The 5,182-nt window shown below is 62.0% G+C and carries 5 protein-coding genes and 11 tRNA genes; 14 read left to right on the top strand and 2 right to left on the bottom strand.

Annotation, left to right across the window (positions count from 1 at the left end):
• Window positions 1–51: 51 nt before the first annotated feature.
• The 14 genes from EB75_RS27265 to EB75_RS27205 all read left to right on the top strand — a co-directional run bounded on the left by EB75_RS27265 (window position 52) and on the right by EB75_RS27205 (window position 2,809).
• Window positions 52–123 (top strand) — tRNA-Lys (locus tag EB75_RS27265).
• Window positions 124–135: 12 nt separating this feature from the next.
• Window positions 136–207 (top strand) — tRNA-Gly (locus tag EB75_RS27260).
• A gap of 4 nt (window positions 208–211) precedes the next feature.
• Window positions 212–287 (top strand) — tRNA-Trp (locus tag EB75_RS27255).
• A 1-nt stretch (window position 288) separates the two neighbouring features.
• A tRNA-Pro gene (locus EB75_RS27250) sits at window positions 289–362 on the top strand.
• Window positions 363–366: 4 nt separating this feature from the next.
• Window positions 367–439 (top strand) — tRNA-Val (locus EB75_RS27245).
• Window positions 440–453: 14 nt separating this feature from the next.
• A tRNA-Met gene (locus EB75_RS27240) sits at window positions 454–531 on the top strand.
• Window positions 532–565: 34 nt separating this feature from the next.
• A complete protein-coding gene (locus EB75_RS27235; RefSeq protein ID WP_073698337.1) occupies window positions 566–1,060 on the top strand; it encodes an HNH endonuclease in 495 nt (164 codons plus the stop codon).
• A gap of 56 nt (window positions 1,061–1,116) precedes the next feature.
• A tRNA-Asn gene (locus tag EB75_RS27230) sits at window positions 1,117–1,192 on the top strand.
• Window position 1,193: 1 nt separating this feature from the next.
• Window positions 1,194–1,281, top strand: a tRNA-Tyr gene (locus EB75_RS27225).
• Window positions 1,282–1,284: 3 nt separating this feature from the next.
• Window positions 1,285–1,356 (top strand) — tRNA-Gln (locus EB75_RS27220).
• 5 nt (window positions 1,357–1,361) lie between these two features.
• Window positions 1,362–1,446: transfer RNA gene (locus EB75_RS29490), tRNA-Ser, on the top strand.
• 2 nt (window positions 1,447–1,448) lie between these two features.
• Window positions 1,449–1,525 (top strand) — tRNA-His (locus tag EB75_RS27215).
• Between the two features lie 223 nt (window positions 1,526–1,748).
• Window positions 1,749–2,114 carry an ArsR/SmtB family transcription factor gene (locus tag EB75_RS27210; RefSeq protein WP_073698336.1) on the top strand — a complete coding sequence of 122 codons (366 nt, stop codon included), beginning with the start codon at window positions 1,749–1,751 and terminating at the stop codon, window positions 2,112–2,114.
• On the top strand, window positions 2,111–2,809 hold the full coding sequence (locus tag EB75_RS27205; RefSeq protein ID WP_083612598.1) for a cation diffusion facilitator family transporter: 699 nt from the start codon (window positions 2,111–2,113) through the stop codon (window positions 2,807–2,809). The genes EB75_RS27210 and EB75_RS27205 overlap by 4 nt, the downstream gene beginning before the upstream one ends.
• Before the next feature lie 66 nt (window positions 2,810–2,875).
• Here EB75_RS27205 and EB75_RS29065 read toward each other — a convergent pair whose 3' ends face one another.
• Together EB75_RS29065 and EB75_RS27200 are read right to left on the bottom strand one after the other, a co-directional pair.
• Window positions 2,876–3,310 carry a DUF6262 family protein gene (locus tag EB75_RS29065; RefSeq protein ID WP_142239851.1) on the bottom strand — a complete coding sequence of 145 codons (435 nt, stop codon included), beginning with the start codon at window positions 3,308–3,310 and terminating at the stop codon, window positions 2,876–2,878.
• On the bottom strand, window positions 3,300–5,182 hold a 1,883-nt coding region (locus tag EB75_RS27200; protein ID WP_142239850.1), incomplete at its 5' end, for a tyrosine-type recombinase/integrase. The genes EB75_RS29065 and EB75_RS27200, both read right to left, overlap by 11 nt.

The raw sequence follows: 5,182 nt of genomic DNA, 5'->3' as shown, positions 1-5,182 counted from the left end.
GGCGTACAGATGACGCGGAAGACACTTTGAACATGACAGTTCGACCCACATGCGCCGTTAGCTGAGTTGGAATAGCACCAGACTCTTAATCTGGAGACGGGGGATCGAAACCCTCACGGCGCACGTTGCTTTCACGCCGGTGTGGTGTAACTGGTTGCACGTCAGTCTTCCAAACTGAAAGCGCGAGTTCGCGTCTCGCCACCGGCTCGATACGGATGTGGCTCAATTGGAAGAGCAGCGGTCTCCAAAACCGCCGATTGCAGGTTCGAGTCCTGTCATCCGTGCCAACGGGATGTAGCTCAACTTGGGAGAGCACCTGGTCTGGGGCCAGCGCGTTGCACGTTCAAATCGTGTCATCCCGACAAAGCCGTCGCAGCTCGATTGGACGAGCACCTGGCTTACATCCAGGGGGCTGGGGGTTCGAATCCCTCCGACGGTACGCACCAAAACCTTTGCGCGGTAGGACAGTTCGGTCAGTCCGCTGGGCTCATAACCCAGAAGTCGGTGGTTCGAATCCACCTCGCGCAACCACTTGCCCGCGACAAAGAGAAAGGAGGCACGCGGTATGAGGAATTTCCGGCAACACAAGGCCAGTCACCGGGCCGTGGCGGTGTACAACGCCGACTACCGCGTGCTGACCCACGTGAGCTGGCAGGAGGCGGTCCGGCTGCTGCTTCGGGGTTCGGTCTACGTGATCGAACGCCACAGCCCGGCCGTGCACATACACAGCCCCTCGACCGTGATCGAGCTGCCCGCATCCGTCGCGCTACATCAGTACGTCCACGTGCCGTACCGGCCGCACAACCGGGTCACCCGTGACGGCGTCCTGGCTCGCGACGGCTACACCTGCGGCTATTGCGGTGGCAGCGGCGACACGCTGGACCACATCGAGCCGGTGTCGCGGGGCGGGCAAGACACCTGGCTGAACCTCATTGCGGCGTGCGCGCCGTGCAACGGTCGCAAGAGTGACCGCACGCCGGAGGAAGCCGGGATGCGGCTGCTCTGGGAGCCCTACGAGCCACGTGAGCGGGCGCGTTACCGGGTTCCTGAGTTGGTTTGAGCCGTCGTCGCGGCGCAGGCGGTCCATACCTCCTGCCCCGCCACGACGAAACACATTGCCCCGTAGCTCAATTGGCAGAGCAGCTCCCTGTTACGGAGTAGGTTGCAGGTTCGACTCCTGCCGGGGTAGCCACGCGTGCGCGGCGAAGCGGGAGTGTCGCGGTTGGCTGTAAACCAGCTGTCTGCCTTCAGACACAGAGGGTTCAAATCCCTCCGCACGCACGATGACCTGTGGTGTAACCGGTAGCACTGCTGATTTTGGTTCAGCCGGTTCAGGTTCGAATCCTGGCGGGTCAGCTTCAGGAAGACAGCGCGCCGTGGTGGCGCATCCCGTTTCGAAAACGGGCGCGGGGTGAAAGCCCTGGGGTTCGACTCCTCTGTCTTCCGCTGTGTGCGATGCCGAAGCGGTCGAGGCCCCAGGTTGTGATCCTGGGCAAAGCGGGTTCGAGTGCCGTCGCACACCCCAACTTCGACAACGCCTCGGATTGCAGTCACCCACTGACTGCAATCCGAGGCACTAACCCCATGTCCGGTAGCTCAACTGGTCAGAGCGCCGCCCTGATACGGCGGAGGCAGGTGGTTCAAGCCTTATGTAGAGAAGACACCAAACACCGCAGTTCAAGACGTTGAAGACATGTTCTTAACGAGGCGCAGGAAGGCGCGTTCTCTACTAGCGCTATCATCGCTAGATGGCGATGCTAAGTGAGCGGTTAGGCCGGACCGAGCTGGCGCCGGCGGCCGCGTTGTTCCGATCGTTGGGCGATCCCGCTCGGTTGCTGATCGCGCGGCAGTTGGCGGTCGGTCCGGCTCGGGTGGTAGATCTGGTCGAGATGACGGGCCTGGCGCAGTCGACGGTATCGAAACACCTTGCCTGCATGCGTGATTGCGGTCTGGTGACATCAGAGCCGGTGGGACGCGCGTCGCTGTTCCAATTGGCCGAACCGGCGCTCCTTGATGTCCTGGCCGCCGCCGAGACGGTCCTGGCCGCGACCGGCACCCGGGTCGCGTTGTGCCCCACGTATGGGGTTACCGGCGCCGAGGAGGCGTGCCGATGAATGGTCGCCCTGAACCCGAACAGCAGGTGACTTCCGCAGAGCAAGGGTGCGCCGGTGAGCAGTGCTGCACCGAACCCCCCGCGGCCGTGGTGCGCGACGCAGAGTGGCACCGCGCGGCAGCGCAGGCGCGGCTGCTGTCGTGGCTGTCGCTGGCATATATGAGCTTGGAGGGTGCGGTCGCGGTGATTGCCGCGATCCTCGCCGGCTCGGTGGCGTTGTTGGGTTTTGGGCTCGATTCGATCATCGAGGGCCTGGCCAGCGTGATCATCGTGTGGCGGTTCACCGGAACCCGAACGCTGTCTGAGTCCGCGGAGGCGTCCGCGCAAAAGGCAGTTGCGGTGACGTTCTTCCTGCTGGCCCCCTACATCGCCTATGACGCGATCACCACGTTGGCCGCCCGCGAGCACGCCGAAACGAGCTGGCTGGGCATCGGGTTGTCGATCACTAGCCTGATCGTGATGCCGATCTTGGGGGTCGCCAAGAAGCGCCTTGGCGCGCGGCTGAATTCGGGCGCTACCTCCGGCGAAGGCGCCCAGAACTTGCTGTGCGCGTATCTGGCAGCCGGCGTACTGGTGGGGCTACTGGCCAACACTTTCCTCGGCTGGTGGTGGCTCGATCCCGTTGTCGCGCTAGGCATTGCGGGGCTGGCCGTCTGGGAGGGCATCGAATCCTGGCGCGGAGAAGATTGCTGCTGATGGTGGTGTGAGCGGATGGCTATCCATGTCTGGACGCACCAAGCGTGCGGTGGGATGGCCTCCAGGTCAGGTTGATTGTCGATCACGGTTTGCGGCTCTATCGCGTAAGCGCCGGGCCTGATCCGCGGATAGCAGATCACCGCGCAGCGTCGCATTTTCCGTTCGGAGCTGTTCATTCTCTGCGCGTAGTTGGCGGATGACGTCAGCGGCCACAGCGAGTTTGACGACAGCCGATGCCTCTTTCGAACGCGCTGCTCGCGGGTTTGGTTCGATCCGGGGCGGGGGTTGTTGGCGACGTTCTGTGATCTGACGCCGTAGCTCAGGGTGGCTGTAGAGGAATCCCGTGGAGACGTTGCCCTCCTCGGCAACGGATCTGAAGTTGATCGGCACGCCGCGGTTCTCCAACGCCAGAAGCGCCCGGCGCGCACGTGCCTGCGCGTCTTCACTTTTGCGGATCGCTGCGGTTCGCAAGGTCTGCGTGCGAGCTTCCCTAGTGGTCATCGGGCGTCTCACTTTCCACGGTGTGGTTCAGTCCGTCGATGATCTTGTTGAGCTGAGAGATCGTCTTCTCGTGCACTTCGGCGGCGCGCTGCCGGCCGTCTTCGCGGGCGAGGTCGAGTTCGCGGATGGCGTCATCGCGCTGGCGTATGTGGATCGGCAAGAACGTGGGGGTCGTCCTGAAGAACGTGCAGCTGAGGCAGGGGCTCGGAAGGAAGTCACACTTCTGCTTTTCCGGCAGTGCGCAGAACCCATTCGGCAGAGTTGACCGCTTGAAGCGATCTCTCATCCGTTCGACATCGATGGCTGCGTTGTCGTCGGTATCGATCTTGTGCCCGTCGAAATCGACTGAGCTCTCGATGTATTCGAGATACTTCTTGCGCATCAAGTCTTCGTTGATCTCTGCGTAGGCTTGCATCATCGTCGGGCTCTTGTGGCCCAGGAATGATTGCACCTCGTACTGGCTCCAGCCTTCGTTCAATAGTCCGGTGGCTATGCTGTGCCGGAATCGGTGTATCTGGACTCCGGTCAACGTTTCTCCAGTCAAGGCAGATTCGACAATGCCGTGCTCCTGGTACACCTTCCAGAGGACCAGGCGGAAGCGGTCGAACGGCCAAGGCCCTATTGCCTCGGGGTCGACTATCGTGTTCTGTCTGGGGCGTTGACCCGCGTAGGGGAACATCCATGTGCAGTTTGGTCCGTAAGTTGTAGCGACCCATTGCTTTTGGGTTACGAGGTCGCGACCGAGCTTGGGCGGGAGCGGGACTTTGCGCCACTCATCAATTTTGGTCTGGAAGTATTCGAGCTTGTAGCCGCGTCCTTCAATGTAGGTGACACTGTCGCACGGCAGCATCAATGCCTCGCTGATTCGTGGTCCCACGGCTCGGCAGAGTCGCAGGATGAGGCGCTCAGTGCGCGGCAATGCAGTCTCGTCAGCGATCAGTTTGTCGATTGCTGAAAGGATGTCGGGCGGGAAGGGCTTGGGGCTGTGGACCTTTGGGATCGCATTCTCTCCTCGCGAGAGGAAGATGGTCTCGGGAAGGTCAGGTACGATGCCTTCTCGCTTGAGGTCGGTCAACAAGCGGGCAAGCGAGTTCACCGCATAGAGGTCTTTCGGCGTACTGCCTTGATCGCGCATCCATGCCAGGAAGTCCAGAAAGACGGTCCGCGACATGTCCGCGGGTTCGATGTGGCCGGTTTCTTCGTCGAGATAACGGCTAAAGGCCGCACCGCCACGGGCGTAGATTTTGACGGTGCCCCACGCCCGTGAGCCGGATTGCAGCTGGGTCCGGGCCAGGGACTTAAGGCCGTGGCGTAGCCAACCGCATGTGACACGTGACCAGTAGATCTTTGCCTCGGCAACAACCGTGTTCCGGCCTGATAGGTCCATGTCCGCGGCGTGCCACGCGTCGGCATCCCATGGATCTGGAGTTGCCTCGTCGAGCAGTGTCAACATGCTTCGGATGCTGAGCGCAACTTGGCGTACGCCTGTGCCCCGTTCGTTGGGGAAGGTTGCTGCCAGACGTTCGGTGCCAGTTTTCTTGTCGTTGGGCGGCACCGGGAAGTCACGAAGGCTGCGGAACCCGTACTTGTCGGCCAGATCGATCGCGGCTCGCAGGGTAATCGAGACGTACCGGGCGTTAGTCCAGATCATCCGCTTAGTCTTGATCGCGGCGATGTAGCGCAACTCGTTGGCCAGTGCGGGTGGCGCCCGCGTGAAATCGATTGGCGGGTAGTGGGGTCGTTTAGGGATGCCGCCCGTGTGCTGATCCAGTGTTCGGGCCGTCGCCTGCTGTGCGACGAATTCAGCGATGCCGGGCCTAGGCCTAGGAGCGTGGGTCAGTAACACGCCGGGCGGGGTGTTGGTGCGAGCTG

The sequence above is a fragment of the Mycobacterium sp. ST-F2 genome, assembly GCF_001905655.1.
In the GTDB taxonomy this organism is placed as follows: Bacteria; Actinomycetota; Actinomycetes; order Mycobacteriales; family Mycobacteriaceae; genus Mycobacterium.
Note: the sequence above shows the minus strand (reverse complement) of the source record. Positions and strands in the feature narration are given on the sequence as shown.